At 59.6% G+C, this 26,383-nt stretch carries 22 protein-coding genes and 1 pseudogene; 6 read left to right on the forward strand and 17 right to left on the reverse strand.

What is annotated here, in order from left to right; all coding sequences use genetic code 11:
* Positions 1–70 precede the first annotated feature (70 nt).
* The 3 genes from DK842_RS23160 to DK842_RS23170 form a co-directional block, all read right to left on the reverse strand.
* Positions 71–538 carry a hypothetical protein gene (locus DK842_RS23160; RefSeq protein WP_145964103.1) on the reverse strand — a complete coding sequence of 156 codons (468 nt, stop codon included), beginning with the start codon at positions 536–538 and terminating at the stop codon, positions 71–73.
* A gap of 80 nt (positions 539–618) precedes the next feature.
* Positions 619–993 carry a hypothetical protein gene (locus DK842_RS23165; RefSeq protein WP_145964104.1) on the reverse strand — a complete coding sequence of 125 codons (375 nt, stop codon included), beginning with the start codon at positions 991–993 and terminating at the stop codon, positions 619–621.
* Positions 994–1,328: 335 nt separating this feature from the next.
* Positions 1,329–1,715 (reverse strand): hypothetical protein, encoded by a 387-nt coding sequence (locus DK842_RS23170; RefSeq protein ID WP_145964105.1) that lies wholly within the window; start codon positions 1,713–1,715, stop codon positions 1,329–1,331.
* A gap of 75 nt (positions 1,716–1,790) precedes the next feature.
* Between DK842_RS23170 and DK842_RS20445 the strand changes: the two genes are divergently transcribed.
* Positions 1,791–2,593 (forward strand): IS5 family transposase gene (locus tag DK842_RS20445; RefSeq protein WP_114063117.1). Its coding sequence is split into 2 segments (ribosomal slippage): positions 1,791–2,118 and positions 2,118–2,593, totalling 804 coding nucleotides; the frame shifts between segments, so codons are not numbered across the junction.
* Between the two features lie 5 nt (positions 2,594–2,598).
* Here the strand turns inward: DK842_RS20445 and DK842_RS23175 are convergent.
* The 4 genes and pseudogenes from DK842_RS23175 to istA form a co-directional block, all read right to left on the reverse strand.
* A complete protein-coding gene (locus DK842_RS23175; protein ID WP_145964106.1) occupies positions 2,599–3,036 on the reverse strand; it encodes a hypothetical protein in 438 nt (145 codons plus the stop codon).
* The gene (locus DK842_RS20450) at positions 3,033–3,725 is read right to left on the reverse strand and encodes a polymorphic toxin-type HINT domain-containing protein (protein WP_114063118.1); all 693 of its coding nucleotides are present in this window, start codon (positions 3,723–3,725) and stop codon (positions 3,033–3,035) included. The genes DK842_RS23175 and DK842_RS20450 overlap by 4 nt, the downstream gene beginning before the upstream one ends.
* 159 nt (positions 3,726–3,884) lie before the next feature.
* A pseudogene (gene istB / locus DK842_RS20455) lies at positions 3,885–4,766 on the reverse strand (IS21-like element helper ATPase IstB).
* Positions 4,759–6,252, reverse strand: a complete 1,494-nt coding sequence (gene istA / locus DK842_RS20460; protein WP_114063594.1) for an IS21 family transposase — start codon at positions 6,250–6,252, stop codon at positions 4,759–4,761. The pseudogene istB and the gene istA overlap by 8 nt, the downstream one beginning before the upstream one ends.
* 839 nt (positions 6,253–7,091) lie before the next feature.
* On the opposite strand from istA, the gene DK842_RS20465 reads away from it, so the two are divergent.
* Positions 7,092–7,787 carry a Crp/Fnr family transcriptional regulator gene (locus tag DK842_RS20465; protein ID WP_114063119.1) on the forward strand — a complete coding sequence of 232 codons (696 nt, stop codon included), beginning with the start codon at positions 7,092–7,094 and terminating at the stop codon, positions 7,785–7,787.
* Here the strand turns inward: DK842_RS20465 and DK842_RS20470 are convergent.
* The 4 genes from DK842_RS20470 to DK842_RS20485 are packed head-to-tail and all read right to left on the reverse strand — an operon-like array spanning position 7,763 to position 10,890.
* Positions 7,763–9,046, reverse strand: coding sequence for a hypothetical protein (locus tag DK842_RS20470; RefSeq protein ID WP_114063120.1), 1,284 nt, complete (start codon positions 9,044–9,046; stop codon positions 7,763–7,765). The two genes, DK842_RS20465 and DK842_RS20470, sit on opposite strands and share 25 nt — an antisense overlap.
* A complete protein-coding gene (locus tag DK842_RS20475) occupies positions 9,046–9,258 on the reverse strand; it encodes a DUF2249 domain-containing protein (protein ID WP_114063121.1) in 213 nt (70 codons plus the stop codon). Before DK842_RS20475 ends, DK842_RS20470 begins: the two co-directional genes overlap by 1 nt.
* Positions 9,248–9,679, reverse strand: coding sequence for a hemerythrin domain-containing protein (locus tag DK842_RS20480; RefSeq protein WP_114063122.1), 432 nt, complete (start codon positions 9,677–9,679; stop codon positions 9,248–9,250). Before DK842_RS20480 ends, DK842_RS20475 begins: the two co-directional genes overlap by 11 nt.
* Before the next feature lie 26 nt (positions 9,680–9,705).
* The gene (locus DK842_RS20485; RefSeq protein WP_114063123.1) at positions 9,706–10,890 is read right to left on the reverse strand and encodes an NnrS family protein; all 1,185 of its coding nucleotides are present in this window, start codon (positions 10,888–10,890) and stop codon (positions 9,706–9,708) included.
* Between the two features lie 156 nt (positions 10,891–11,046).
* On the opposite strand from DK842_RS20485, the gene trpC reads away from it, so the two are divergent.
* On the forward strand, positions 11,047–11,844 hold the full coding sequence (gene trpC, locus DK842_RS20490) for an indole-3-glycerol phosphate synthase TrpC (protein ID WP_114063124.1): 798 nt from the start codon (positions 11,047–11,049) through the stop codon (positions 11,842–11,844).
* 61 nt (positions 11,845–11,905) lie between these two features.
* Here the strand turns inward: trpC and DK842_RS20495 are convergent, their stop codons facing one another.
* The 3 genes from DK842_RS20495 to DK842_RS20505 form a co-directional block, all read right to left on the reverse strand.
* Entirely contained in the window at positions 11,906–12,817 is a 912-nt protein-coding gene (locus DK842_RS20495) for a lipase secretion chaperone (protein ID WP_114063125.1), read from the reverse strand.
* 1 nt (position 12,818) lies between these two features.
* A complete protein-coding gene (locus DK842_RS20500) occupies positions 12,819–13,751 on the reverse strand; it encodes an esterase/lipase family protein (RefSeq protein ID WP_114063126.1) in 933 nt (310 codons plus the stop codon).
* Between the two features lie 181 nt (positions 13,752–13,932).
* On the reverse strand, positions 13,933–16,065 hold the full coding sequence (locus DK842_RS20505; protein ID WP_168194944.1) for a patatin-like phospholipase family protein: 2,133 nt from the start codon (positions 16,063–16,065) through the stop codon (positions 13,933–13,935).
* Between the two features lie 206 nt (positions 16,066–16,271).
* Between DK842_RS20505 and DK842_RS20510 the strand changes: the two genes are divergently transcribed.
* The 3 genes from DK842_RS20510 to DK842_RS20520 all read left to right on the forward strand — a co-directional run bounded on the left by DK842_RS20510 (position 16,272) and on the right by DK842_RS20520 (position 20,263).
* Positions 16,272–17,789 (forward strand): PilZ domain-containing protein, encoded by a 1,518-nt coding sequence (locus DK842_RS20510; RefSeq protein ID WP_114063128.1) that lies wholly within the window; start codon positions 16,272–16,274, stop codon positions 17,787–17,789.
* A gap of 213 nt (positions 17,790–18,002) precedes the next feature.
* Entirely contained in the window at positions 18,003–19,805 is a 1,803-nt protein-coding gene (locus DK842_RS20515) for a S8 family serine peptidase (protein ID WP_232538543.1), read from the forward strand.
* Entirely contained in the window at positions 19,802–20,263 is a 462-nt protein-coding gene (locus tag DK842_RS20520; RefSeq protein ID WP_145964107.1) for a hypothetical protein, read from the forward strand. Before DK842_RS20515 ends, DK842_RS20520 begins: the two co-directional genes overlap by 4 nt.
* Positions 20,264–20,553: 290 nt before the next feature.
* Here the strand turns inward: DK842_RS20520 and DK842_RS20525 are convergent, their stop codons facing one another.
* The 3 genes from DK842_RS20525 to DK842_RS20535 form a co-directional block, all read right to left on the reverse strand.
* A complete protein-coding gene (locus tag DK842_RS20525; protein ID WP_114063131.1) occupies positions 20,554–21,756 on the reverse strand; it encodes an acetyl-CoA C-acyltransferase in 1,203 nt (400 codons plus the stop codon).
* 193 nt (positions 21,757–21,949) lie between these two features.
* The gene (locus DK842_RS20530) at positions 21,950–24,325 is read right to left on the reverse strand and encodes a 3-hydroxyacyl-CoA dehydrogenase/enoyl-CoA hydratase family protein (protein WP_114063132.1); all 2,376 of its coding nucleotides are present in this window, start codon (positions 24,323–24,325) and stop codon (positions 21,950–21,952) included.
* Positions 24,326–24,741: 416 nt separating this feature from the next.
* The gene (locus DK842_RS20535; RefSeq protein WP_114063133.1) at positions 24,742–26,232 is read right to left on the reverse strand and encodes an OmpP1/FadL family transporter; all 1,491 of its coding nucleotides are present in this window, start codon (positions 26,230–26,232) and stop codon (positions 24,742–24,744) included.
* Positions 26,233–26,383 lie beyond the last annotated feature (151 nt).

Here is a 26,383-nt window from a genome sequence, read left to right on the forward strand (position 1 = left end):
CATGTGCGCCACTGCGCAAAATATAGGTTTTGTTAGCGGCTCTTAGCCCAACCTATGGCCCTGATTTTCCTCACCATTTTTGCTGTTGATTTTTTTCACCTATCTTGTCACACAATCTAGACTGAGAAAAACCATACTCCATATCAATCACCACGACCTCTTCCCCCTTAAAACTCTCACCGAACTGATTTATCTCCATTACAACCCCTTTTTTACAATAAACATTATTAACTCCTACCCAACCATTATTTATAAATTTCCGAATGCAAGCGCGTGCAACTTTTTCAGACCAACTCTTCATCGACACTTTCCGCAACACACGATACGATCCGATCATTATCTTATCATTATTATATCTATACACAACATCTGCACCGCAACCATCCAAAATACTAGCATCCGACACCATCATAACCAAATGCTCACCTGATTCATGCTTGGTCAGCATGGAAAAAACAATTAAAAAAAACATGCAAATTATAAAAAAAACAAAAAACTTATCAAGAAAATTACTACATTTACCATGAAGATAAATCATTTAATTCTCACTTACCTTCCACTAAAATTGGAAAGCTGAACGAAGAACCACCATTAATAGGAGGGCTAGGCAATTTCAACTTATCTTGCACACATCACAAACTCTACATCTGGATTTTCCAAACAGATTACCTCAACTACATCATTGGATGTTAAAACCAGATACTGCTTCGCATCACTTCTAATCCCATATGACTGATCTAAAAACCATTGAAGATAATCTGAATTTTCAACCTCATACAGCATCCCACCCAACTTACTTACAGAATCAATCTCTTCTAAAGTTTTCAAAACATCTCCCTCATCACTTTTTCTATAACTTAGATAAGAGTTGAAAGAGATTAAAACTCGCTCCTCCCGCCTACAAAGATGAAGCTGCAAAACTCCCCCTCTATCAACGAGCATATCCAACGAAAAAACCCCATCAATCAATCTCGAGCATTTAATCATGGCCATACCTCACCTTTTCTTTGCTTTTTCCTTGCTGAATCTCTAGCGTAGGTCGCCCGTCAGAGCTCTTCTCTCGAACAATCACAGTTCTACCATCCCCCAATGTACCTACCCTCATCCCATTTGGGAGGACTCGCACATTACTTGGTTGTAAATGATCAAAATCTTTATTAGCCTCATCAATCCCACCAGGCTTTTCCCACAAAGTTGACCTCCCTTTAGGTCCGTAGGTTGGGCTGAATAGAATGAAGCCCAACGCTTACCGAGAACGAACAGATTCCACTCATAGAAATCATCGTATTTTTCGCGGCAAACGTTGGGCTTCGAAAGCTTAGCCCAAGCTATGACTCCTGACTAAAATCAGCTAAAAATTTTGCCACCATTTCACTATCATTCTGCGTTTTAACCATTTTCCTTAATACTGGAATTAAATGATAAAGCATTAAATTTATATCTTCCGACCTCAATGGTTTACATTCTCGAATTATCATTAAAAAAGGCTCCAAGGCCATAAAGCTCGCAAAAACCTCGTAGGGTAATGCACTAGCAAAAGGCATTTTTGCCAAATAGAATCGAGCCAATCTTATCTGATCCACTCTCTTCCAAGATTTTTTCTTAATAAGTTCAAATGCCTCATAATAATTTAGCTTATTTAATCCGTACTTTTCAAGCACCCAATCAGCCGCATCGGCAGAAGACATTTTCCGTATCAGTTCAATATTTTCCATAAACAGCCTCAGATATATTTAGAGCCGCTAACAAAACCTCTTGATGCCAGATGCGTATGCCCTCACCTGGCGAAGATGCAACGAAAAGTCATCAGCCAGAAGCTTTGGAAGTCATTGCAGCCGCTACTCTCCCCGCCGCCGCGTTCCCGCCGGGGTGGGAGGCCGCGGCTGGATGATTTTGCTGCCCTCAACGGCATCTTGTTTGTTCTCACTACCGGCATTCCTTGGGAGGACCTCCCGCAGGAACTCGGTTTTGGCAGCGGGATGACCTGCTGGCGAAGGCTGCGGGATTGGCAAGCGCAAGGCATTTGGGACCGCCTACACCTGGCTCTGCTGATACAACTGCGCCAACACGATCAAATTGATTGGAGCCGGGCCAGCATTGATGGGGCTAGCGTTGCCAGCCCCCGGGGGGCCAAGAGACCGGCCCCAACCCCACCGATCGAGGTAAATGCGGCAGCAAACGGCACATCATCGTAGATCGCCGAGGTTTGCCATTGGCGCTGAGCATTACCGGCGCCAATCGACACGACTCCATGGTCTTCAAAACTTTGGTCGATGCGATTCCTGCCGTTCCTGGTTTGCCTGGGCGGCCCAGACAAAAGCCCTACAAGTTGCACGCAGATAAAGGCTACGACTACCGCCGTTGCCGTGAACACCTTCGCCGACGCGGAATTTTGGTGCGAATTGCTCGTCGTGGGGTGGAAAGCAGCGAGAGATTGGGCCGCCACCGTTGGGTGGTGGAACGCACCCATTCTTGGCTAGCTGGCTTCGGGAAATTGCGCATCCGCTTCGAGCGGCGGCTGGATACGCATTACGCCTTGCTCAAGCTGGCTGTCTCATTGATATGTCTGCGATTTGTCGACAGGTTTTGTTAGCGGGTCTAAGAAGAGAATAATGTAACCTTGGAAAGGGCATGCCCCTCATCAAACTCAAAATGGATAAATAGCTCACCCATATCAAATTTGATCCATTTGCCATGCGTTCCTTTGCAAAAAGAGGTGCCTTCAAAATATTTCATCACATCGCTTATTCCCACTTCATCAATCAGGCCATCAAACAATTTTGACAAACATAAACAAGCTGAATACTCACCATCTGATTTCACATAAAATATAACAGCATTCAGAACATCAGTATCAAAAACAAATTCAATTCCAGACTCTAGGAATCTGTAAAAGACATTTTTTACTCCAAACTCATCAAACTCATCTAAAACAAAATTTTCACCAATCATTTCAATCAAAGGAAGAATATTTGAACTTCCTTCTCGAGAGCCAAGAGCTGCTGCATAAGCAGACCAGTCACCATTTACAATCATTTCACCACCCCCATCTCTTTATTTCTCTTAACAATAGCCCTAATTGTCTCATCTACTTTAATTGGATCATAACCTCTTTTTAGCAAATTGCTTCTTAATGCCATGGTATCACAACTCACAGCATTACAAAGATTTCGGGCATCTCCACCAACCTGTTCTGGAGTATTTTTCCCACCATAAGTACGCCCCTCCTTGTGGACATCTTTAGGAACTTCAACAGCAGTTGCATTATTGTAAAGCTCTCTTAACTCAGACCTACTCAGCGGCCGACCTAACTCCTTTTCCCTAGCTGTTTTAAGTGCAGAAAATGAAGGAATATGATCATGCTCCAACCCATCACCCACCACTGAGCGCGACTTCAAATCTTTATAGGAACCAACTTCTAATTCTTTTACAGGACTTGGGGAACCATTAAGCTCAGGACAACACTTCGCATTATGCACCCAAACCCCAAACTCACCCACATGGTAAGTCTGGAACTCAGCTACCTGAATGTTGAAGACAGTATCGAGCTCGCCTTCTTCTGCTTGGCTCACCACCATCAGCGGCTGGCCAGTATGGTCAACCAATATTACCCCTGCTTGCAACAGCGACGCCTTCAGCCATCCTTGATCCTTGACCCAAAATGGGTGCTCAGCCGTAGTCCGGAATGTCTCCTGCCGACCTGTTGTCCGCTGCGCGTCCGATATTACCCAACTCTGCGCGTTGAATTTTACCCAGGGAGGAAAGCCACTTCCGTCTAGGGGTGGCTGTGGATAAGTCTAATACATTCCAGTAGCCTGATTCAGTTCGATGTCACCAATACCGAGGGCTTGGTGCTGTGACCCTCACCCCCGGTAGATCAGTACCTAGAATGGCTCTGCTTCGTCAGCCCCTCCTAGCCGCGTTTTCTCCCTGGCCTTGATTCTCGATTTCGCCGTATCGCTGCTATGACGGAACCGATAGGACTCGTTACCCGTCTCGACGATATGGCAGTGGTGCGTCAATCGGTCGAGCAAGGCTGTCGTCAGCTTGGCATCGCCAAACACGCTGGCCCATTCGCCGAAGGTCAGGTTGGTGGTAATCATCACACTGGTGTGCTCGTACAGCTTCGACAGCAGGTGGAACAGCAAGGCCCCACCTGCCTGGCTGAATGGCAAGTAACCCAGCTCGTCCAGAATCACCAGGTCAACCCGCATCAACGCGAACGCCAGCTTGCCCGCCTTACCCGCCGCTTTCTCCTGCTCCAGCAAGTTGACTAGATCCACGGTGGAGAAGAAGCGTACCCGTTTGCCGTGGCGCGTAATGCCAGACACGCCCAATGCGGTGGCAAGGTGTGTTTTGCCGGTACCCGTGCCACCAATGAACACGACGTTATGTGCACTCTCGCTGAACGACAGGTCTGCCAGCTCGGCGATCAAATGCTGATCCACCTTAGAGTGGCTAACAAAACCTCAGGCGGTCGCTTGTAAGTCGCTGATCTTCCATGTGCGCCACTGCGCAAAATATAGGTTTTGTTAGCGGGTCTTAGTCTGACTGAAGTCGAACCCCGCCAGGTCGCGATGCGCAGGAAACCTGGCGGCGCTGATTGACCGCATGGCGCGGTCGGTTTCCTCTGCGGCCAGCAGGTGTTCAATCAGCCAGCGCGATGACTCGATAGCGCTTTGGGCATCTTGCGTGACGATCTCATCCCAGGCGCCGGCCATGCCGTAAAGCCGCAATGCCTTTAGCTTGCTCGCGATCTCATCCATGGCGGGCTCCCGTGCGCAGGCTGTCGTAGCGTTCTGGATCAGCCAGCGGCGCTTCCTGGACGGCGAGCTGCGTTTCCGCCTGCTCCGGCATCGGCGACTGCTTGAGCCGGTTTAGTACGTTCTCGATGTGCTCGACGCTCGGGTTACCCGACTCCAGTACCAGCTCGACGGCAACCAGCACGACCTCCAGCCCCGAGCGTGGCACCGCCGCCAGCAGTTTGGCCATGACGCGGTCACCGCCTTCGCGCTTGAGTAATAGCCGTCGCAGCCGCTGTAACGGATCTGGCAGGTCGGCGAATGGCGCACCGTTACGCAGAGCGCCGGGCTTACGCTCGATCAGCGGGAGGTAGTGCTGCCAGTCGTAACTCGTGTGGTGGCTGCCGAACCGGCGCGCGTGGGTGGCCACGATAGCGTCGTTGGCCACCAGGTCGATCCGCTCAGGGTAAACATGAATGCTCACCATCTGGCCGACCAACTCACAGGGTGCTGAGTAACGATTGCGGTCGTAGTGCACCAGGCAGATGCTGTTGACCTTGCCCAGCGTCTCCACGTAGCCGTCGAATGGCGTGACCATCGGCATCAGCTGTGGCTGCTCATGTTCCAGCATCTCGGCGATGGTGAGGCCATCGAACTCACCATGGCGCAGCTCCTGCCATAGCGTGCGGCAACGACTAAGCAACCAGACGTTCAGTTCTGCAAAGCTACTGAACCGTTGCTTGGCGGCCTCTTGCCAGATGCGCGGGCGACTGTCCTGCACATTTTTCTCGACGACGCCTTTCTCCCAGCCGGAAGCGACGTTGCAGAAGTCCGGATCGAACAGGTAGTGCGATGCCATCGCGGCGAAGCGGGTGTTGACCGCTCGTGCCTTGCCACGTTTGACCTTGTCGACGGCAGTCTTCATGTTGTCGTAGATGCCGCGGCGCGGAATGCCGCCGAGTGCCGTGAATGCGCGGGTGTGGGCATCAAACAGCATCTCGTGGCTTTGGGTGGGATAGGCCTGCACAACGAAGGCGCGGCTGGCGCATAGCTTGAGGTGCGCCGCCATGATCTTGCGCCAGATGCCGCCGATCACCAGACGCTCCTCGCTCCAGTCGAATTGGAAAGCCTCACCCAGCTCAAAGCGCAGTGGCACGTACGCCTTGGTTTGGCTCGTGCCACCACCAGCCCGCCACTGTCGGATGAAGGCCATCACTCGGCTGTAGTCGCCGGAGAACCCTGCTGCCTTGAGCTCGGCAAAGAGCTTGAGCGCGCTGCGGCGCTCGCGCTTGGGACGGTGTAAGTCCGTCTCCAGCATTTTGGTGAGCTGCACCGCATACGGTGCGATCTTGGTTTCAGCGGGTTTCCGCTGGTACTTCGGCGCCGTGCCTTCCGCCGCCTTGAGCCAGTGACGGATCGTTTTGCGGGTCAGCCCAGTTCGCCGCTCAATTTCAGATAGCGATAGGCCATCTCGGTAGAACAACCTGCGAACAATGCCCAGTTCTTTCATGGTGATCACTCCATTCTCCTGCTGAAAAATTCAGCAGGGGGATTGAACACCCTGGGTAGTTTTGAACGCGCACTAGCTCCTGAAAACTGGGTAATTTTCTATGCGTACGCACAGTACGGGAAAGCAGTTCTGATCATCGCGAGCGGATGAAGCGGGCGGCCGCTCGGTAGCCTGCGGCGGAACGAATACATCCGGACGTTGCTGCAATTCTTGGCGGCGTTGTTCCAACTGGTGCTGCTGATGACGCAGGAGTTGATCGCTTTGCTGCAGAATGGCGTCCGGCACGGCGGCGGCCCAAACGCAAGCGGGAAAGAGCAAGCCGCCCATTCGGGCGGCCTTAGTGACAAAGTTCATCGCGGCGAATTTTAGAGTTAATATTTTACATATGTTTAAAATTTCGCCGAGAATATTAACAATACAGTTACATTTCAGAGCTACGTGTAAATACGCATCCCCATGCATTTCAACTTAAAAAATAATACAAAGTCATAACAAAGGAGATAAATTTCAATTTATTATGTGATTTAAACAATAAATGCTTCGCAAGCATGTCTTCAACTCAACAAAAAAACGACAACCCAGCAGTCTCACTCCCACCGGCTTCCCACATTGCCGGCTCAACCAATCGGCATGTTCCATCGCCAATACGGTTAGAGTTAGTGCTTCGGCATCCATGCAGACGCATCAAAGGCGCTGTCCTCAGGCGTTCAATCGACCACAGGCCGATTCAATGCGCCCGGCCTCCGCGCCACCAGCGGCTTATCACAAATATCATTCTTTGCTAATGAATTTCAAAATGCGGTAGCATCCTGAGTGGCAACTCTATTCAAGGCAAAATCATGTCCCGGATCGACATCATCCAGCATCTGCGCCACCAACCTCTGTTTCAGCAGCTTTCCCCCCAGCAATTGGCTAGCCTGGAGCCCCACGTCCGCGCGCTGCAGGCGGACAAAGGGCAGTTGCTGTTCCAACGCGGAGACGACTGCGACGGCATGTACGTGGTGGTATACGGCAAGGTGAAGCTGGCTATTCCTTCGCCGCAGGGCGTGGAGAAGGTGGTGGAAATCATCCATCCGGGCCAGAGCTTCGCCGAGGCCGTGATGTTTCTGGGCAAGCCCTGTCCGGTGCTGGCCCAATTGTTGGAGGACAGCATGCTGCTGCACATCGGCGCGGCCGGCATCTTCCAGGCGCTGGCCGAAGACCCAGGCTTCGCGCGCAACATGCTCGCTGGCATTTCCCTGCGCCTGCACGGCATGATACGGGACGTGGAGCGCTACTCGGTGGAGACCGCGCTGCAGCGGGTGATAGGCTATTTCCTGCAGCAACTGGACGGCGCGCCGGACGGAGAAAAAACCGTGCTGACGCTGGAGGCCAATAAGAATTTGATCGCCTCTCGTCTGAATCTGACGCCGGAAACCTTCTCCCGCGTGCTGCAGCAATTGAATAAGGCCGGGCTGGTAGAGGTGGATGGCAAAAGCATTTCCCTATCCAACCCCGCCGCGCTGGCGGACTACGGCATGGCCCCGCCAGCCTGAGGCTCTCGCCAGCCGAGCAGGCAACTCCGATGCCGGCGCAATGCCCTGGCCGCATCGCGCAACAGCATCGCCGCCAGCCCGCAGACGGCCGCGCCGGCCAAGACGGCAGGCGCGCCGCCTAACGCCGCGGCGCATCCCAGGATCAGGCAAGCCGCGTAGCCGAACCAACCTCGGCGCTGAGCGGACTCCGGCAGCAAGGCCAGGGTGGCCGGCGGCCTGGCGCCGGCGGGAGCTTGACGCTGCAAGTCCAGCCACAGCAGAAACGGCAAAATCTTGCACCACATGCCCAGCACCGCGCCCGCCCCCAGCCCGAACAGCCACAACCAGCCGCCCAGCGCCGCCCATCCGTCGTCGGCTGGCCCTTGCGCCGCGCGCCAGCCCGCGATCAGGGCCAATGCCAAGGCCGCCATCGCCCCTTGCCAGAAGCGGCGGCCCCAGTCGCGCGGACGGCGGCTAAGATGCTGCAGGCAAAGCGTCTCCGCCACGAAAACGGCAACCATCGCCGCGGCCGGCACGAAAGCCGGCCAACCCGCGTCCAACTGCCATCCCAGCCCCGACGTCAGCAACGCGGCTGGCCACAAGCCTGCGTTCCAGCGCATCCAGGACGCGGAATAGGCTGGGGTGATCTGGAACATCGGCACCACAGTGGCCGCCACCGCCATGATCAGCCCCAGCAGCCAGCCTCCCAGCCCCCACAGGGCATGCCAGTCCAGCAAGACTTTCCATGGCAGAGGCCAGCCCGCGCCGAGCGTGCCCGCCAGCGCGATGCCCAGCCCAGCCGTCAGCGGCAAGGCCGTCAGCGCCGCGATCATGCCGCGGGTTGTGGCGTCTCGCGCCGGGCTGCGCCATGCGCCTGCCAGCGCTGCGGCGGAAAACGCAAGCAGAGCCCATCCCAGCAGCGCGGCGGCCGGCAGCAACAGCCATGGCGAAAAACCATTCAGGAAGGCCGCCGCCAGCAAGCCGCAGCCAAGCTGCAGCGGCCAGAACAACACATGCAGCAACAGACGCGGACGGGGGAACGCGGCGCCGGCGACTACCGCCAGCACCTGCAGGGCAGCGCCGCACATCGCATTGGCCAGCACCCCCAGAGCCAATAGATGCGCGACCGCCAACGCGGCCGGGTCGAAACGGGAAACCGGCCCGGGGCTGAGCCAGGCCAGGCTCAAACCCGCCGCGGACAGCCAGACTGGCGACGCCAGCAAAAACGGCAAGGGCAGCCATAGCGGCGGCGCGCGGTCGTAAGATGGCCACCCCTGCATCACGCCCGCTCCAGAAACAACAGCACCCCGCCGTCTCCGGAGAGTTCGAAGCGATATGCGATACCAGCCATCCGGTCCAGCAAGGGCAATAACGGCGTTGGGAAATGCGGCAACACGAAACTGGCGCACTTCCCAGGCGACAGCGACTCCGCCTGGCGCAGAATGATGTCCATCGGCTCCGGCGGCGGCAGTTGGCGAAGGTCAAGCGGCATGGCCGGCCTCCTCCAGCAATGCAGACAGGTCGGGCAGGCAGCGCGCGCACATCGGGTACAGGATATTCTCCTCTTTCATATTGTGCTGCTGCGCCAGGATCAGCAGGGTATCGGCCTCGGCCAGGCAGCCGTCGCCGTCGCGCGCAGCCAGCGCCGCGCCCATGCCGTCCAGCAATTGCCGCATTTGCGCGTGTTCCGCGCGCATCACCGCGGTAGGGCCTGCGCGCATGCCGCTGGCCTGCTCGAAGGAGGGAAACAGCCTCTCCTCCTCCAGCCGGAAATGGGCTTCCATATCCGCCCGAAACACGGCGAAAGCCTCGTCGGCGGCCGCCCAGCCGCCTCCGCGCACCGCCTGCTCGACATCGGAGAAACGGGCATCGCAATCGCGATGCTGGCCAGTCAGGAATTCGATGGGTTTCATCAATCGCTCCAGGTTTGAAATTCGGATCAACCAGGTTTGCCGTCGGCTCGCGCCCGCCAGTACACGGGCAAGAAACGCCCGCCCCAAAACGCCAGCGTCAGCAGCCAGCCCAGCGCGGCGAGCCCGTACATGCCGTCCCGCCATTCAGCCGGCAACGCATCCGCCGCCACCCGCGCCAGCGCCAGCCATTGCGCGGCCAGATACAGCCACCACAACGCCCTGCCCGCCTCCAGCGGCCGCCCGGAATGTCCCAGCGACACGCGCGATACGAAACCGATCATCATCGTCAGGAAAAAACCGACGGTGACGGCATGCAGCGGCGCCCACGCCAAGCCGCCGAACCATCCCTGCCAGGCATAGAGAGCGAAGCCAAGCATCAGCCAGGCGAAAGACAGATGCAGCATGGCCAGCAGCTTGACCTTCAACGCAGCCATCAGCCGCCAACGCCAACTGACATAGCCGAACAGCACGGCCAGGCACAGATCCAGCCACCACGACGGCCAGCCCGCGATGGAAAACACGCCGTGCGCCAGCGAGCCGCCCAGCATCGCCGCCAGCAGCCACCCTGGCCGCCACGCCTGATACGGCGCCAGCGCGTTGGCGGAGAAAAACGGCAGCATGCGATGGCAAACCGTCAGAAAAACAGGCAGCAGGAAGCCCCACAAGGCCAGATCGCGCATCCATAGCCAACCGCGGACATCGCCGCTGATCAGCCAGTAAGCCGCCGCAGCCCAGCCCAGCGCGCCGATGGAGAAAGCGACCAGCACGGCCCAGGCATGGCGGCGGTCCGGCGCGGCGCTCATCAGCAACAGCCGGCCGAAAATCACAAGCACGCCAAGAAAGCCCAGGCCGTAAACCAGATGGCCGGCCAGCAACCACGCGCCGCCGACAACCGCGCCGATCATCCATAGCGCCAGGCCGGCAACCAGCAGCGCCGGCGCCAGCAGATACGCGCCGCGCGCCGGCGGCGGCACGTTCAGCCAGCGCGGGCCCGCGGTGAACAGGAAACCAGTCATGAACAAGGGAAAAAAGCCGAACAGCATCAGGAAGCCGTGGGCCAGCATGGCAGGCAGCGCCAGCGGCAAAGCCAGGCCGAACACGCGGGCCGCCATTTCCGCGCTCCAGCCCGCCAACAGCAGGATGGCCAGCAGCATGCCCGGCAAAAACGCCACGCGGTGCGGGGCGGAGAAAAAGGGATGGGAATCGGCCATGGCCAAGCTCCGACAAAGGTGGGTGTGCCCGCAGTATCCGGCGGCCCGGCGCGAACGAGAATGATTTGAATCAAGCTTCCGGAAAGCCGCCCCGCTTGCCATCCCCACGGATGTTCTGCATGATGGACCTTTCGTTGTGTCAACATAGAAGCCAGCATGTCCGACATTCTCAACACCATCATCGCCACCAAACATCAGGAAATCGCCGCCGCGCTGGCCAGCCGGCCGCTCGCCGCGGTGCGGGCCGACGCAGAGGCGCGAGGCGACCGCCGCGACTTCGTCGCCGCCATCCGCGCCAAGCATGCGCTGGGCAAGGCGGCCGTCATCGCCGAGATCAAGAAGGCCAGCCCCAGCAAGGGCGTGATCCGCGCAGACTTCCAGCCGGCCGCCATCGCCGAGCGCTATGCCGCCAACGGCGCGGCCTGCTTGTCGGTGCTTACCGACCGGCAATACTTCCAGGGCGACGCCAGTTATCTGGAGGCCGCCCGCGACGCCTGTCATCTGCCGGCGCTGCGCAAGGACTTCATCGTCGACGAATATCAGGTCTACGAAGCCCGCGCGATGGGCGCCGACTGCATTCTGCTGATCGCCGCCGCGTTGGAGCTGGAGAAGATGACAGCGCTCGAAGCCCTGGCCCATGAGCTGGGTATGGCGGTGCTGGTGGAGGTGCACAACGAAGAGGAGCTGGATGCCGCCCTGCAGTTGAAGACGGAGCTGGTGGGCGTCAACAATCGCAACCTGCGCACCTTCGAAGTGAGCCTGGCCACCACGCTGAAGCTGCTGCCGCGCATCACCGACGGCCGCATCGCCGTCACCGAGAGCGGCATCGCCACCATTGAGGACGTGCGCCTGATGCAGGCCAGCGGCGTGCATAGTTTTCTGGTGGGAGAAGCCTTCATGCGAGAATCCGATCCTGGCGAGGCGCTGGGCCGGCTGTTCTTCGCCCAATCCTGAGCGAAGCCTCGCTACGAAAAACAGGCGTCCCAAAGGACGCCTGTTCCGTTCCCCGCATCGATCAATTTGGCAGATATGCCGGCAGCCGCAGCGCTTCTTGCGGCGAAAAACGCCGCGACTGCAACTGGGCGACAGCTTGCTGCCGTTGCTGAGCGCTCAGGCGGCCATCGCCGAGAATGGCCGCCCGCTCGCGCTTGAAGCCATCCAGCCGCTCCTGCCAGCCGGCCTGCTCCCGATCCAGTTCGTCCAAGCGGTCTGCCGCCGCCTGCCCCACCATGCCGGCGCGCAGCTGATACATCGCCTGGGCGCCCTCTCCGCTCCGTTTCAGCTTCTCCTCAGCCTCCGCCAGACGCAGATGCTTGACCGGTTCCTCCCTCGCCGCCCTCAACGCCGGCGGCAACCGCCGCTCCAGCTCTGCGATGCGGCGTTGCCTCTCGGCGGCGCTCAGCGCCGGGTTGGACTCGATCGCCAGCCGCTTGGCGGTGAAATCATCGTAGCGGTCCTCATCGCCAAACAAGCCTTCCAACTCGGCCTGGCTGAAAAATTGCCTCCTGGCGGTTTGCACCAGTTCCAAACGGCGCGACAAATCCGTGGCGGCCGCCGCCTGCCGGCCAGCCAACGAACGCTTGTAGCCGACATAACGCTCGAACAGCGCCATGGCTTGCTCCAGCGCGCCGACGCTAAGCGTGCGCCCCAGCTCCCGCCGCAGTTCGGCGCGTATGGCGGCGAGATCGCGCTCGCCCAGCGTGGCCAGGTAATAATCGAACAGCTGGCGCAGTCGCTGGTTCACGACCAACCGGTCCGCCGACTGCGCCGCCGCGCCGTCCGGCCGGGTGCCGACCAGCGATGGCGCAAAGCCGCCGCGCGCGGCTTGCCGGGCTGCCGCGGCTTCGGCATGCTCGCCGTCCGGCCAAGCCCACCAGGCCAGCAGCGCGGCGCCGGATGCCGCCAGGGTCAAGCCGAGGCGGCGCATGTCACAGCCCCGCGTTCTTCAGGCGATTGGCCTGCTGGCGGTACAGCGAGACCGGACTCACCTCGAACAGGCTGACCAGGCCAAAGCTCTGGTTGATCTCGTTGACGTGGTTCATCTTGTAGTCGTCGCGGATCACCTGCCCCAGGTGGGCGGAGCACACGCCCACCAGGCCATCCGACGGCGCGGAGCCGAAGGCGAGACCCAGCACGCCCATCGGGATGGTCAGCGGATCGAGAACGTTGGTAGTGGTGGCCGCCCCGGTCCAAGAATAATAACGGACGCCGCCAGCCTCGTAATCGCCCTCGCCGCAAGCCGTGCGGGGCACGCCGCCGGGGAACTTGGCGCTGAAAGCCATCGAGCCTGCCGTGGTCAGCGAATTGAGCGCGTCTACCGGATGCTGCGGCAGGCCGCTGGTGCCGGAGAAGAAGGCCAGCACCTTGACAAACGCACCCGTCACGGCGGCGGCGACGGCTTCGCTGATCGATCCCGGAGGCGCGACGCCGCGCACGATGTCCGCCACGACCGACCCCTTGTTGACGCCGCCGACCGTGGTGACCGAAGCCACCAGATCCGGGCGCACGCCCGCCACGTAGCGAGCGGTGGGCGCGCCCTGGCTGTGGCCGATCAGATTCACCTTCTGCGCGCCGGTGATGGCCAGGATGCGCTGCACCTGCTGCAGCAACTGCTCGCCGCGCGCCTCATTGCTGCCGGTGGCGGACACTTCCGCCACGAACACCTGGGCGCCGTCCTCCTTCAGCGCCGCAGGCACGCGGTAGAAGTAATCGACGCCCAGCACCTGGCCGAAACCGAACAGGCCGTGCACCAATACGATGGGATAGCGGGTCTGGGTATAGCCCGATGACGCCTGCGCCGCGACGAGCGGCAACAATAGCAAGGCGAGAAGGAAGGCACTGCGCGACAACAGCTGTTTCATTATCTCTCCCGTTATATCGTGTGATGAAGGGCCGCCAAACGGCGGCCCATACCGGGATAGATCATGCGTCAGGCAAAAGCCATATCTAATTCAAACGTTTGTCCTACAGACTGAACAAATCCATACCAAAGGACAGTCCAGCTACGCTACAGTCCACGCGGGGAAATGAACACAACTCGCCTCAGTAGTCGACGCCCAGATAGATGTAGCCGCTCAATTGTCCTCCCCTCGCGGTACCGACGCCGACGAAAAATGGCCCCAGAAACGTGTCCGCGCCCAGGAACATGGAACCGGCCGGAATCCAACGCCCCTCTCGGTTGCTCTGCAAATCGAACAGGGTGTTCTGTCCCCACAAGCGTCCGCCCTCAACCGACACGCCGGCATAGACACCAGAGCCCAATACCGGCGGCAGCGAAGCCGCCCGCCAATACACCATCAACCTGGCCAGCGCCACTCTATCCGCCAGCAATTCGCCATTCTGATAACCCGTCAGATTGAGAAAGCCGCCCAGAGACTGGGGCACGCTCTTGGTCCGATCCCCGCTAGCCTTTAATGTAAATCGCGCGGTAAAGTCGCCATAGGTGTGAGCGGTTTCGCCTACGACATCATAAGCCTGCTGGTCAAGGTCGCTGCCCAGGCCCGGCATGCCCATCTGGATTTTGCCGCTGAAGAAATAGCCCGAGCGCGGCCAGCGCGGATTGTCGAACTGATCGATCACCAGACGAGTCTGCACGCCCACATCGCGGGAACGATTGCTCTCGTCGGGGTCCAGCAATGGCAGGCCCTGCGCCATCGTCAGCTGATTCATTTCCCGATACATGCCCAACCGCCATTCGCCGTACTTGCCCAACGCGACGCCGAGGTTCACCTGGCCGCCGATGACATTGTCGTTCAGCGTCGACAATACGGTGTGGTCCTCATTGAAGTATCGATACTGCTTCTGCTGCGCGCCCAGCGACGCTGCGACGAACAGCGGGCTGTTCCGCCACAGCGGCTGGTAGAACTCCGAGTTGATGGCGCGCTGGTAGCCTATCGCCACCTCGTTGCGCCAGGCGCCGCCCGCACTGTTGATCGCATCCCACTCATGCGAGGCGCGCAGGGTGAAATTGCTGCTGCCAGGCGTATCGCTATTCAAATTCAAGCCGAAACGCAGCGTATTCTGACCTATGCCCCGTTCTACCGGCATGACCGTCATCACATTGCGGCCGGATACGTTGTCCACCCGGTAGCCGAGCTTATCGTATTCGCCGCCGGTGAAGATGTCGGCCAGCCGCTGGCGCGCTTCCCCAACCGGAATCGAGTGGCCTGGGAAAGTCAGCGATTTCTGCAACGTGGAGACCTTGGTGAAGTCGCCATCCTTGCCCTCCACCCTCACTTCGTCCAGCACCGGATAGTGCGGCCTGCGCAAGCGGCTTTTCCAGGCCGCGTACGCCTCTTCGGACACCGAGTACGCCGACAGCTGCTTGGCCATATTGCGCGCGGCCTCTGTTCCCCGGTCCACAATGGCCTGATGATCCGCGAAGGAGGATGTGGTGTAGCCGCTCAAGTCCGGCCTAACCACGATGTCCTGCTTGTCCAGCAACTTCATCTGCTCGCGCACGTTGCGCATCACCGCCAGATTGGAGCTCTGGTCGACGACATCGAACAGGGTGTGGATTTCGTCAGCCTTCAGCAATGGGGTGCTCACATCCACCACGATCACATGCTGCGCGCAGCGGCCCTTGACGTCCTGCACCGGCACATTGCGGGCAATCAGGCCATCCACCAGCAGCTTGCCATCTTCCTCCACCAGGTCGAACACGCCCGGCACCGCCATGCTGGCCCGAAGCGCGCGCGACAGCGAGCCCTTGTCGAACACCACCGCGTCGCCGGTCAGCAAGTCCGCCGCCACCGCGCGGAACGGGATGGGCAGCTTGTCGAAACTGTCGATGTCACGGTCGCGCGTCAATTTGTGGATATAAAGCTCGATGCCCTGGGAATTGATCGCGCTGCGCGGCACCCGCAGCGCGCCATGCTTCACGCCGATGCTGATATCGGCATAGTTTTTGTAATCGTTGCGCTTGCGGTCATAGGGAATCTCGGAGCGGACTGGCTTGCCGGACAGCATCTGGTCCCAGTCCGCCGCATTGAACTCGCGCTCCATCTCATCCAGCGGCAGGCCATTGGCGTAAATACCACCAATCAGGGCTCCAGCGCTGGTGCCTGCTATGCATGCCACAGGTATCCGCAGCCGCTCCAGCTCCTTCAACACCCCCAGATGGGCGAAGCCCCGCGCCCCGCCGCCGCCCAGAACAACGCCAACGCCTTCAGGCACTTGCGTCGCACTTTCCGCCGCCGTAGCTGTCGAAACAAACAGTCCAGCCGAACACAAAGCCGCGGCCAGACGATGATAAGAAAAAATCTTGCTTTTAGGCATGCCCGATAAATTTGCGATTATGGTTTCACCAGCGTCAAAGCGTGACGTAAGATAGAGTGACATATAAGTGTGAACATAAATCCCCAATCCCGAAACCTGGTTCAATGTTCGACTTCAAATCCCTGGTCAGCTCACTTTTAAGCAAGAACACGCCGGCATCCGGCGTGGCGCAATCGGCGACCCTGTTGGTTCGCGATCTGCCGCAGGCAGAATACTTTACCGCCTTGGTGGAAATCATCAAGGCCGTATCCAAAATCAACGCCGATCCGGAAATGTCGTTGAAGGAGCGTGTCAAAACGCTGCTCTACGTCGACGACAAAGCCGCCGGCATCCATCATCAGCTCTGCCAGGACTACCTCCATTCGAAAGGCGGCAGCAAAGGCTACCTGCCCACCATTCTCGCCTATTGGCACGAACTGGCCAGCGCCTACCAAATTTGCCTGCGGCTCTGCCGCGGCGCACCTAACCAGATAGCCGAGCCCGAGCAGCAATTGGTCACCGCCCGCGGCCTGCATCACCAGATGCGACTGCTGGCCTGGAACGCGCTGCGCTACCTGAAGCCGGAAGGCAACGCCTGGCAGCAGGGTTTCCGCTTCTACACTCACGCGGAAGAATCCGGCTTCGCCCGCACGCCCGTCGCGCTCTATCCCGACTCACACCAGGAAGTCAGCTGCGAGCATCTGCTGATCCAGGCCGGCATGCTGCATATGGCCCAGACCGAAAACATGCTGCACAAGGAAATCGTCGCGGTCGACCAGTTGCTGATGCTGCTCTGCAATCAGATCCCGCTGGAAAAGCAGCCTCCGACCGAAACGCCGATTTTCGTCTACAACCTGTCCATGCCCGAGCCGCCGCAGCCCATGCTGCGCGGCATGGCCGGAAAATGGCATCGCTACTGGTCATCCTACGAGATATCCACCCGTCTGGCCGACCTGATGTTCGACCTTGACACCCGCATCCCGTCCCAGTTGGCCGCGCTAGGTTGCGAGCTGGAACGCGAGGAATGGTCGGAGCTGTGCGAAAAGCTGGCGATCCGCTGGTCCAACGACGGCGGCAAATCGCTGCGCAAATCCGAACGCTCGCTGCACTCGTCCAGCGCCCAAGTCTCCATAGGCTTCGACCGGGTCGCCTTTCACATCAAGGTGCAAGACGTCGGCGGCCTGGATTCCGAGCGCAGCGACGACTGGCGCATCAATGATATCAGCAGCACCGGCATGGGACTGACCTTCATCGGGAAAACCGTAGACCAACTGTCGATCGGCCGGCTGATCCTGGTGAAGACCGAGAGCCACCCCCCGCTCCTGGGCGTGATCAGGCGCATTTTACGCCAGAACAACGGCACCAAGGTCGGCATAGAAATCCTGGGGCAAACGCCGGTCGGCGTATCATTGCTTGACCCCGCTCAACCGGACAGCCCCCCCTTCACTGCGATTTACATCACCCAACCCAACTCCCGCAAAGGCCAGCGCTGGTTCCTGATGCCCAAAACCTTAATGGCGGACGACAAACAGCTAGTGCTAAGCGCGCAGGGCAAATCCTATCAGATCAAGCTGAAGGCGCCGCAGCAGGAGTTTGAGGATTGCAGCCACAGTAATTTCGACACGCTGGCCAAGATGGACTGAACCTGTACGCGGGAACAGTCCAGCCGACACACTGGCCCACAGCCGGCCTTGCCATGCAAGGCCGGCTTCTTTTTGTCCGGCGATCATCCAAACTGTAAATTCTTTCATGCGAAGATAATATGACAAAAAGATATTTGCGCAATAAAAATTTACAAATATGATCCTCAAACGGCAACAGCCGCAAAACACAAAGGCAAATAGAGGATCTCAATCATGCGAGTTCGCATCACCAGCAGTGCTGTCGTGCTGGCTCTGGCTTCCATGGCCAGTCATGCCGCCCCAACCGCGGAACGCAGCATTCCGCAGCTGCCGGGCGACCCCCTGGCCAACCAACAATGGTTCCTGAAAAACACTGGCCAAAACGCTTTCTCCAAGCGAGGCGGCGTCAAAGGCATCGATCTCAATCTCGGCTTCAGCCATGTGCGCGGCATCCGCGGACTGGGCGTCACGATCGCAGTGATCGACGACGGCCTGGAAATCAAGCACCCCGACTTGGCAGCCAATATCGTTCCGGGTTCGAAAAACCTGGTTGACGGCAGCAACGATCCGACCCCCGCGTCCGGGGAAAACGGCCATGGCACCGCGGTGTCCGGCATCGCCGCCGCAGTGGCCTTCAATGGCATCGGCGGCCGCGGCATCGCCCCTTCCGCAGGCCTCAAAGGTTTCAACTGGCTGCTGAACCAGACGCTGGACGGCTGGCTGCTGGCACATGGCAAGAAACCCAATGGCGGCTCGCTGGAAGCCTTCACCGACGCCCGCGTATTCAACCAGAGCTACGGCTCCTCCACCCTCACCTCGGTGCCCGCCAATCCGGATCAGGACATTGAGCTGAAAACCGAGGAGGAAACCTACGAAGACATCAGCCGCAACAGCCATTGGGGCCGCGGGGCAATCTTCGTCAAATCGGCCGGCAACGCCTACAACTCCTTCCGTCTGAGCCAAACCGAATCGCTTCTGGGCTACCAAGGCAATAACGGCCTGCCGGTGCAAGACTCCAACCTGACCGCCGACAACAACAACTACTGGAACGTGGTGGTGTCGGCGCTGAACGCCGACGGCGTCCGCTCCTCGTACTCGTCGGTCGGGGCCAACGTGCTGCTCACCGCGCCCGGCGGCGAATACGGCACCGACTCCCCGGCCATGGTCACTACCGACCTGTCCGGCTGCGCCCGGGGCTACAACGTGGCCGGCAACACCTCCAACGGCCTGCATGGCGGCACCGCGCTGGACCCCAATTGCGACTACAACGGCATCATGAACGGCACCTCGTCGGCCGCGCCGTCCACCTCCGGCTCTTTCGCCGTGGTGATGTCGGCCAACCCGGCCCTGTCCGCGCGAGATGTGCGCCACATCCTGATCACCACCGCTCGCCAAGTGGATGCGGCGAATCCGGGCGTGACTCTGGCGTTCAAGGACAAGAGCGGAGGCGCGCATAGCTACCAGGCGATCCCCGGCTGGCAAAAGAACGCCGCAGGCCTGCCCTTCCACCAGTTCTATGGTTTCGGCCTGATCAACGTCGACAAGGCCGTGGAAAAGGCTCTGTTCTACAACAAGCCGCTGCCGCCGCTGAAGAAGACCCGCTGGGAAACCATCCCGGTCCAGGCCGCCATTCCCGACGCCAACGAGAGCGGCGTGGAAAGCGTGTTCAATCAGCCGTCCGACCTGACCGTGGAAGCCGTGCAGGTCCTGGTGGACGCCGAGCACGGCCGCGCCAACGACCTAGCGGTGGAGCTGATCTCTCCGTCCGGCACCCGCTCTGTGCTGCTGTCGCCGCGCACTGCCCTGGTGGCGGAAACTTATGGCCTGAACCAGCAGCGCCTGTTGTCCAACCAGTTCTACGGCGAGCAGGCCAAGGGCCAATGGCGTTTGCGCGTGATCGACACCAACGGCGCCGATTACCAATACGTCATCCGCAACCGCTCGACCGGCGCCAACACCACCTACTCCCTGCCTAACGCGGAAGGTAAACTGAAATCGTGGTCGATCCGCTTCTTCGGCCACCGGAGCGCAGCATGAAACTGATCACCCGACTCTTCCCCCTCGCCCTCTTGACCCTGGCCGTCCACAGCCAGGCCGCCGAGCCCTCCTTTCTGGCCAAGCCGGCCGGCCAGGCCGTGGTGATCAACGGCAAGACCTACTACAAGCAGGTTCCGCAGTCCAAGTTCAACGCTTCCGCCCGCAGCACCGGCGTATCCGCGCCTTCGCTGAAGCGCGGCGACGTGGTGCAGGCGTCGAAGCAGCTGGTGCCGTCCGTCGTCAGCGGCACCGTGCTGGTGCAGCTGGCATCGCCGCAGGATGAGGCTGCTGTCGCCCGCGACCACAACCTGACCGTGCGCTATCGCACCGCCAGCATCGTCATCTTCAACGCGCCGGCCCAGGCCGACCTGTTGGCGCTGCAGCAAAAGCTGTCCGCCGACAAGCGAGTGAAGAAGGCTCAGCTGGAGCTGGCCAGCAACGACAAGCAGATCGAATAAACGGAAATCCTCTTCGCGCACAAGGACGGCCCCGGAATCTCCGGGGCCGTTTTTCATCTTTCAGCCCTTGCGGCAGCCTCTCCTCCGCTGCAGAAAGCCAAACGCCTCACCGCCGGTGCGCATCGCATCCGCAGCCATGCCAACACCAACGAGATGCCTCCCGAACCGGCTCAACATTTGGCGGACAGCGGCGCAAACCGCCGGCCACACCCGCATCCGGCTCTACAGGCAAAGAAAAACGCCACAGCACATGCTGTGGCGTTGAACCGACTACAACCAAAATCGCGTGCTTACAGCACTTCGATGATGCCCGCCGCGCCCATGCCGGTGCCGATGCACATCGTCACCATGCCATGGCCCTTCAGGCCGGCGCCGCGCATGCCGTGCACCAGCGTGGCGGTACGGATGGCGCCGGTGGCACCCAGCGGGTGGCCCAGCGCGATGGCGCCGCCATGCGGATTCACCTTGGACGCATCCAGATTCAGATCGCGAATGACCGCCAGCGCCTGGGCGGCGAAGGCTTCGTTCAACTCGATCCACTTCAGATCGTCCTGCTTCAGGCCGGCCTGAGCCAGCGCGGCCGGGATGGCCTCCTTGGGACCGATGCCCATGATTTCCGGCGGCACGCCCTTGACCGAGAAGGTCACGTAGCGAGCCAGCGGCGTAAGGTTGAACTCCTTCAGCACCCGCTCGGACACCAGGATCACCGCGCCGGCGCCGTCGGACATCTGCGAGGAGTTGCCGGCGGTGACGGAGCCCTTGGCGTCGAATACGGTTTTCAGCTTGGCCAGGCCTTCCAGCGAAGTCTCGCGGCGCGGGCCTTCGTCGGTGTCCAGCACGCGCTTCTTCACCACCACTTCGCCGGTTTCCAGATTCGGCGTGCGGTAGGTCGCTTCCAGCGGGGTGATTTCGTTCTTGAACTTGCCGCCGTCGATGGCCGCCAGCGCGCGGCGGTGGGATTCCACCGCGAACGCGTCCTGATCTTCGCGCGACACGCCCCATTGCTGTGCCACTTTTTCAGCGGTCAGGCCCATGCCGTAGGCGATGCCGTAGTTTTCGTCCTTGGCGAAAATTTCCGGATTCAACGACACCTTGTTGCCCATCATCGGCACCAGGGACATCGATTCGGAACCCGCCGCGATCACCACGTCGGCTTCGCCCAGGCGGATGCGGTCGGCCGCCATCTGCACGGCGTTGATGCCGGACGAGCAGTAGCGGTTGATGGTGATGCCGCCCACGGTGTTGGGCAGGCCGGCCAGCAGCACGCCGATGCGCGCCATGTTCAGGCCCTGCTCCGCTTCCGGGAAGGCGCAACCCACCACGCAGTCGGAAATCAGTTTCGGGTCCAGATTCGGCACCTGGGCCAATGCGCCGGTGATCACATGCGCCAGCATGTCGTCCGGGCGCACATGGCGCATCATGCCGCGCGGCGCCTTGCCCACCGGGGTGCGGGTGGCGGCGACGATGTAAGCTTCTTGTACTTGTTTGCTCATTTTCGATTCTCCTGTCGGCCGGCTGATCCAAACTGTAGAAATCAACCGACCTATCATCTGGCTATTGGCCGTGCTTGCGGGAGGATTCGCAGCGAGCGGGCTGAGGTCAAGGCGAGAAGCGCAGCCGTACAAGTGGTACGGCGAGCATCACAGCCTTGAGATCGGCACGCGCAGCAGAATCATCCCCAAGCACTTAGTTGCGCAGCGGCTTGCCGGTGGTCAGCATGTTCGCGATGCGGTCCTGGGTCTTGGAGTTCTTCAGCAGGGTCATGAAGGCCTTGCGCTCCAGGTCCAGAATCCATTGCTCGTTGACCAGGGTGCCGGCTTCAACATCGCCGCCGGTCATCACGTCGGCGATCTGCGAGGCGATGAAGAAATCGTGCTGGCTGATGAAGTTGCCTTCCAGCATATTCACCAACTGGCCCTTGATCGACGCCGCGCCGGCACGGCCGGCAACCGGGAAGCCCTTCACTTTCAGCGGCGGACGGTAGCCGGATTCGGCCAACGCCAGCGCCTGCTGCTTTGCGACATAGAGCAGTTCATAAGCGTTGAACACCACGGAATCGCCCTTGCGGAAGAAGCCCAGCTCTTGCGCTTCCACGCCGCTGGTGGCGACCTTGGCAGTGGCGATGTTCATGAAGTAGTCCTTCAGCGCGGCCAGCACATCGCCCTTAGCCTCCTGAGCGGCGCGCAGCGCGAACTCCTTGCAGCCGCCGCCGCCCGGCAGCAGGCCGACGCCCACTTCCACCAGGCCGACGTAGGATTCCAGCGCGGCCACGGTCTTGTCGCAGTGCATGGCGAACTCGCAGCCGCCGCCGAAGACATAGCCCTGGGTCGCGGCGATGGTCGGGATTTGGCTGTAGCGCAGGCGCAGGGCGGTGGATTGGAAGCGGCCGATCATGGAATCGATGGCATCCCAGTCGCCCATCATGAAGGCCGGCATCATGGACTGCAGGTCGGCGCCGACGGAGAACGGCTCTTCGGTTTGCCAGATCACCAGACCCTTGAAGCGGTCCTCGGCGATGTCCAGCGCGGTGTTCAGGCCGTCCAGCACGGCCGGGCCGATGGCGTGGGCCTTGGATTTGAACGACACCACCAGCACCTCGTCGCCAGTGGTGAAGGCGCGCACGCCTTCGTTCTCGAACACGGTTTCGCCCAGTTGCTCGGACTTCTCGCCCAGCACCTTGGCCGGGGCCAGTTGACGCTGGTAAACGTCCAGGGTCGAGCGGCCCACCAGTTTCTTGTCGGCGGCATTGTAGGAGCCATCGGCGAAATGCACGCCGGCGCGGTCGCCTTCCAGCACCCAGCTCGGCAGCTCGGCCTTGGCCAGGGTCTTGCCGGCGGCGATGTCTTCCTGCAGCCACTTGGCCACTTGCTGCCAGCCTGCGGCTTGCCAGGTTTCGAACGGGCCGGAGGACCAGCCGAAACCCCAGCGAATGGCGAAGTCCACGTCGCGCGCGCAGTTGGCGATGTCGCCCAGATGGAAGGAGATGTAGTGGAACACGTCGCGGAAGCAGGCCCACAGGAATTGCGCCTGCGGATGCTGGCTCTCGCGCAGCTTCTGGAATTTTTCGGCCGGATTGGCGATCTTCAGGATGTCCTTGACCGCGTCGTCGCCCTTCTCGCCGGAGCCCACGTACTCGCCCTTGGCCGGGTCCAGCACCAGCATACGCTTGCCGTCTTTCTTGTAGATGCCGGCCTTGGTTTTGGAACCCAGCGCGCCAGCCGAGATCAGGCCTTGCATCCAGTCAGGCGTGGCGAACAGGCTGTGCCACGGGTCTTGCGGCAGCGTGTCTTGCATGGTCTTCACCACGTGGGCGAAGGTGTCCAGGCCCACCACGTCGGCGGTGCGGAAGGTGGCGGACTTCGGACGGCCCAGGCGCGGGCCGGTCAGATCGTCCACCACGTCGAAGCGGATGCCGTACTTGGCGGCGTTGGCGATGGTGGCCAGCATCGAGAACACGCCGATGCGGTTCGCCACGAAGTTCGGGGTGTCCTTGGCGCGCACTACGCCCTTGCCCAGGGTGGACACCAGGAAGCGTTCCAAGTTGTCCAGGATGTGGGCGTCGGAAGTCACGCAGGGAATGATTTCAACCAGGTGCATATAGCGCGGCGGGTTGAAGAAGTGCACGCCGCAGAAGCGCGGGCGCACCGCGTCCGGGCAGCCTTCGGCCAGCTTGTTGATGGACAGGCCGGAAGTGTTCGTCGCGAAGATGGTGTGCTCGCCCAGGTGCGGCGCCACCTTGTGGTACAGGTCCACCTTCCAGTCCATGCGTTCGGCGATGGCCTCGATCACCAGATCGCAGTCTTTCAGCAGATGCAGATGGTCGTCGTAGTTGGCGGGCTGGATGTGGGCAACCACGTCTGCGCCGGCCAGCGGCGAAGGCTTCAGCTTCTTCAAGCCCTCGATGGCCTTCAGCGCGATGCCGTTCTTGTCGCCTTCCTTGGCCGGCAGGTCGAACAGAATGGTCGGCACTTTGGCGTTAACCAGATGCGCGGCGATCTGCGCGCCCATCACGCCAGCGCCGAGCACGGCAACCTTGCGTACGTTGAATTTGGTTTGAGACATGGTTTCCTCGTTTTGTTGAAACACACATGAGACAGGCCCCTCTCAACCTGTCCTGCTTGCTTCCAAGGACGGGCGTTGAATCGTCCTTGCCCGGTTTCGCGCCGGCTGAGACGGGCGCGGCGCCGGGGTACTGCTTGATAGAAACGACCGGCGATATTCGCTGTTGTTCCGGCCGGGACCGCCATCGCCTCCGATCGAGTCTTGACAGCGGCCATCGCGCGCGCAGATAAAATATCAAACACTCGCTTTTATGTCGGATTAGTCTAACCCATTTTGGGCAAAATCAAAGCAGGTTTTGTAAAAAAAACGCATGCGGCGCTGGCGCGAGCGCAACACCCGCGAAACATCGGCCAAAACCAACGGGGCGGACGCTTCCGCGTCCGCCCCGAACCAGCCTCACAACGGCATGCCGCCGCTTAGAAACGGTAGTTGTATTGCACGCCGATCAGCTGCAGATAGGTCTTGTAGCTGCCCTTGACTGTGCCGCCGTTGCCGGTGCAAGTACCGCTCTGACCCGTGGGATCACATGCGTCGGTGTAGTTCATGGAGGCATTCTTGAAATCGATGAAGCTGTAAGCCAGATCAATGGAACTTTGCTTGCTGATCTTGTAATTGGCTCCCAGCGACAACCACAGACGATCGCTATCCGGCAGCGCGGGATGGCGATCATTGTCCGACTGAACCGGAGACTGCTCCCAGGCCACGCCGCCGCGCAACATCCAGGAATCGTTCAACTGGTAGTTTGATCCGAGCGAAAGACGCCAGGTATCCTTCCAGTTCTGATGCAGAACCAGGTCGCCTTGCACGGTGCCATTGACCACTGACTGTTTGATGTTCAGCTGTTTCAGCCGGGAGTTGCGCACCCAGGTAACGTCGCCCATCAAGGCTACCTTGGGATTCAACTGGTGGAAGAAATTCGCGGAAACCGTTTCTGGCGTGGTCACATCCACGGACGCGGAAGCATTCGGGTGCTTGGCTTTCGCAGCTTGCGCCGGCGTGGTGGCCGAACCGGGAATCACTCCGGTGACATTATCGAAAGTCCAGGTCGATGAACCCTGCAGGGTTTGCTTGACGCTGGAACGATAGGCCAAACCGAAACGGGTATTTTCGTCCAGCTGGAACATGTAGCCGACATTCCAGCCGAACCCCCAGTCATCTCCCTCTACATGCGCCAGGCCATCGCCCTTGATTCCGGCGAGCGCAACCGCGCCCTTGCCCGTTGCATCGGCAACCGCGGCGGACGCCCCACCCAGAATCGCCTGCTTATAAGCCGCGCTGTAGATCCCGGCGTTCAAACCCGTAGTGGAATCCGCCATCTGCTCCAGTGTGGCCTTCATGTATTGGGCAGACACGCCGAAGCCGAACGAATGACGATCATCCAGCTTGAACGACATGGAGGGGTTGATATTCAATGATTGCAGGTTGACGCTCTTCAGCGCGTATCTGCCAGCCCAATCGAACCCATAATCCAGCTTGGCGCCATAAGGCACGAAAATACCGACACCTGCCGTTATTTTGTCGTTGATCTTGCGGGAAAGATAAAATGTGGGCGCCGCTACGGCTTTAGGAGCGAAAGTGCCGCCATTGCCTCCGCCGGTAGCGCGCGAGGGAATGCCGATGGCGGCGAAGTTGCCAGTTGTGACCGAGCCATTGTCGGTATATTCAGAATGGGGCACGACCAGCGTCGCGCCGATCGCCAATTGGGTGCCGTCCAACCGCGACAAGCCAGCCGGGTTGGTGAAGATGGTGGAAGGATCGTTGGCTTCGGCGCCGTTGGCGTGGGCGGTGCCCTGGCCGGAGACGCTCTGCGAGCCGAACTGATAACCCGAGGCCGCAGCCTGAGTCGATGCCAGACCGAGCGCGGTGCCCATGATCATCACGGACAGGCTGAGATGCTTGAGCTTCATGCTTCCCTCTCTGTAGCTTGCTATAAGTTTTTTCATTAACGATGACCCGGCCAATGACCGCATCATCATCGATGCTACCAGAGAATTAGAGCATTCCAACCAGATATCAGAGCTTTTGTTCCAAACGTTCGTTTAATGCAACATTTCCACA

The organism is Chromobacterium phragmitis (assembly GCF_003325475.1).
In the GTDB taxonomy this organism is placed as follows: Bacteria; Pseudomonadota; Gammaproteobacteria; order Burkholderiales; family Chromobacteriaceae; genus Chromobacterium; species Chromobacterium phragmitis.

Excerpts from the sequence above, each read along its gene's own strand:
- DK842_RS23160 (WP_145964103.1), bottom strand. The coding sequence starts at position 538 with ATGATTTATCTTCATGGTAAATGTAGTAATTTTCTTGATAAGTTTTTT.
- DK842_RS23165 (WP_145964104.1), bottom strand. The coding sequence starts at position 993 with ATGGCCATGATTAAATGCTCGAGATTGATTGATGGGGTTTTTTCGTTG.
- DK842_RS23170 (WP_145964105.1), bottom strand. The coding sequence starts at position 1,715 with ATGGAAAATATTGAACTGATACGGAAAATGTCTTCTGCCGATGCGGCT.
- DK842_RS23175 (WP_145964106.1), bottom strand. The coding sequence starts at position 3,036 with ATGATTGTAAATGGTGACTGGTCTGCTTATGCAGCAGCTCTTGGCTCT.
- istA (WP_114063594.1), bottom strand. The coding sequence starts at position 6,252 with ATGAAAGAACTGGGCATTGTTCGCAGGTTGTTCTACCGAGATGGCCTA.
- DK842_RS20465 (WP_114063119.1), top strand. The coding sequence starts at position 7,092 with ATGTCCCGGATCGACATCATCCAGCATCTGCGCCACCAACCTCTGTTT.
- DK842_RS20470 (WP_114063120.1), bottom strand. The coding sequence starts at position 9,046 with ATGCAGGGGTGGCCATCTTACGACCGCGCGCCGCCGCTATGGCTGCCC.
- DK842_RS20475 (WP_114063121.1), bottom strand. The coding sequence starts at position 9,258 with ATGCCGCTTGACCTTCGCCAACTGCCGCCGCCGGAGCCGATGGACATC.
- DK842_RS20480 (WP_114063122.1), bottom strand. The coding sequence starts at position 9,679 with ATGAAACCCATCGAATTCCTGACTGGCCAGCATCGCGATTGCGATGCC.
- DK842_RS20485 (WP_114063123.1), bottom strand. The coding sequence starts at position 10,890 with ATGGCCGATTCCCATCCCTTTTTCTCCGCCCCGCACCGCGTGGCGTTT.
- trpC (WP_114063124.1), top strand. The coding sequence starts at position 11,047 with ATGTCCGACATTCTCAACACCATCATCGCCACCAAACATCAGGAAATC.
- DK842_RS20495 (WP_114063125.1), bottom strand. The coding sequence starts at position 12,817 with ATGCGCCGCCTCGGCTTGACCCTGGCGGCATCCGGCGCCGCGCTGCTG.
- DK842_RS20500 (WP_114063126.1), bottom strand. The coding sequence starts at position 13,751 with ATGAAACAGCTGTTGTCGCGCAGTGCCTTCCTTCTCGCCTTGCTATTG.
- DK842_RS20510 (WP_114063128.1), top strand. The coding sequence starts at position 16,272 with ATGTTCGACTTCAAATCCCTGGTCAGCTCACTTTTAAGCAAGAACACG.
- DK842_RS20515 (WP_232538543.1), top strand. The coding sequence starts at position 18,003 with ATGCGAGTTCGCATCACCAGCAGTGCTGTCGTGCTGGCTCTGGCTTCC.
- DK842_RS20520 (WP_145964107.1), top strand. The coding sequence starts at position 19,802 with ATGAAACTGATCACCCGACTCTTCCCCCTCGCCCTCTTGACCCTGGCC.
- DK842_RS20525 (WP_114063131.1), bottom strand. The coding sequence starts at position 21,756 with ATGAGCAAACAAGTACAAGAAGCTTACATCGTCGCCGCCACCCGCACC.
- DK842_RS20530 (WP_114063132.1), bottom strand. The coding sequence starts at position 24,325 with ATGTCTCAAACCAAATTCAACGTACGCAAGGTTGCCGTGCTCGGCGCT.
- DK842_RS20535 (WP_114063133.1), bottom strand. The coding sequence starts at position 26,232 with ATGAAGCTCAAGCATCTCAGCCTGTCCGTGATGATCATGGGCACCGCG.